General features: G+C 78.6%; 1 protein-coding gene and 2 pseudogenes. All 3 read right to left on the bottom strand.

Features of this window, described 5'->3' with window-relative positions:
- Nucleotides 1–500 (bottom strand): annotated as a pseudogene (locus B0E53_RS36080) (hypothetical protein); the annotation flags it as partial.
- Nucleotides 497–1,708 carry a TadA family conjugal transfer-associated ATPase gene (locus tag B0E53_RS36085; protein ID WP_107079881.1) on the bottom strand — a complete coding sequence of 404 codons (1,212 nt, stop codon included), beginning with the start codon at nt 1,706–1,708 and terminating at the stop codon, nt 497–499. The gene B0E53_RS36085 and the pseudogene B0E53_RS36080, both read right to left, overlap by 4 nt.
- Nucleotides 1,705–1,857, bottom strand: a pseudogene (locus B0E53_RS36090) (septum site-determining protein minD); the annotation flags it as partial. The gene B0E53_RS36085 and the pseudogene B0E53_RS36090, both read right to left, overlap by 4 nt.

Here is a 1,857-nt window from a genome sequence, read left to right on the forward strand (position 1 = left end):
ACCGCCCGCGCCGCGAGCGTGCCGTAGGCGGCCAGCACCACCGCGGCCACCGGGCCGCCGAGCAGCGCTCCGGCCCCGGCGCCGACCACGGCCGCCGCCAGCAGGGCAGGCCGCCCGGACAACGGCGAACGACCGACCACAACGGACGGCGCCTGCGCCGCTCGCACTGATCCTCTGTTGCGGACGAAGTCGGTGGGGATGAGCCCGGCGGGCGGGCGGGTCGGGTCACGCCGCCCCGGTGGCCGCCCCGGAGGGGGACGGTCGGCGGGGCGTTCGGGCGTGGTGGCGGGCAGGTGGGGAACGCTGGGGTGCGGCGTTCGCACCACCGGCCCGGGCCCCGCACCCGGGCGGACGCAGGTCGGCCGGGCGCCGCCATGACCAGGGCGGTTTCCCAGGTCGAGGACCGCGTGCCGCCGGGCCCGACCGGCGCGCAGCGGCCAGGAGACCACCACCGCGGCGCCGGTCAGGAACACGGCCACCAGCCACGCCTGGCCGGTCACGACGGGCCCGCCGAGCCCGGCCACGCCGCGCAGAGGATCGGTGGCACCGCCACCCCCCGCTCGCGCAGGAGGGCGCCGAGCGGTCGGGCCGCGAGCCCGAGCCCGCGGCCGCGTAGCCAGGCCGGGACCACGGTGACCACCCGGTCGGGTCCCTCGGGCAGGAGCAGGCTGACCGACTCCAGCACCCGACCCTCGGTGGTCCGCCGGAGCTGCAGGAGCACCTGGAGCGCGGCCGCGACCTGGGCGTGCAGGGCGGCCCGGGGCAGACCACCGAGCATCCCGAGCGCCTCCAGGCGGGCCGGTACGTCCGTCGCGGCGTTGGCGTGCAGCGTCCCGGCCCCGCCGTCGTGGCCGGTGTTCAACGCGGCGAGCAGGTCGACCACCTCGGCGCCCCGGCACTCGCCCACCACCAGCCGGTCCGGCCGCATCCGCAGCGCCTGCCGGACCAGGTCGCTCAACCCGACCGCCCCGGCGCCCTCCACGTTGGACGTCCGCGCCTGGAGGCCGATCACGTGCGGGTGCACGGGCCGCAGCTCGGCCGCGTCCTCCACGAGCACGATGCGCTCGGTCCCCGGCACCAGCCCGAGCAGCGTGTTGAGCAGGGTGGTCTTGCCGGAGCCGGTCCCGCCCGTGACCAGGTACGCCAACCGGGCGGCCACGACGGCGGCGAGCAGCGGGGCCACCGGCCGGGGCACGGTGCCCTGCCGGACCAGTTCGTCGAGGGTGAACGGTCGCTGCCGGAAGGTGCGCAGCGACAGGTAGGGCCCGTCGGTCGCCACCGGTGGCAGCACGGCGTGCAGCCGGGTGCCGTCGGGCAGCCGGGCGTCGGCGTACGGGGAGGCGTCGTCGAGCCGGCGCCCGGCTGCCGCGGTGAGGCGCTGGGCCAGCCGGCGGACGTCGTCGACCGTACCGATCGGGACGGCCACCTGGCGCAGGCCCCGTCCCCGGTCGACCCAGACCCGGGTGCCGTTCACCAGTACGTCGGTGACCTGCGGATCGGCCAGCAACGGCGCGAGCGGACCGGCGCCGACGAGGTCGTCGTGGACCCGGTCGGCGATCCGCAGCAGGGCGGTGTCCCCGAGCACGGCGGCGTCCGGTTCGGCGCGGACGGCGGAGACGATGGCCGCGGGCGTGACCGGGGTGGCCTCGGCGGCGAACCGGTGCCGGACCCGGGCGGCCAGTTCCCCGGCGTCGGCCGGCCCGGTCACGCCGCACCCGCCGCGGGCACGTCGGTCAACCCGTCGAGGAGCCGCTGGCAGAGCACGGCGAGTGGGCCCTTCCCGGTGGCGGCCGGCGCCTCGCCGCGTTCCAGCCCCCGGCAGAGGCCGGGCTCGGGCCGGAGCGTGCCCGCCAGCGG

The organism is Micromonospora sp. MH33 (assembly GCF_003013775.1).
GTDB classification, from domain to species: domain Bacteria; phylum Actinomycetota; class Actinomycetes; order Mycobacteriales; family Micromonosporaceae; genus Micromonospora; species Micromonospora fulviviridis.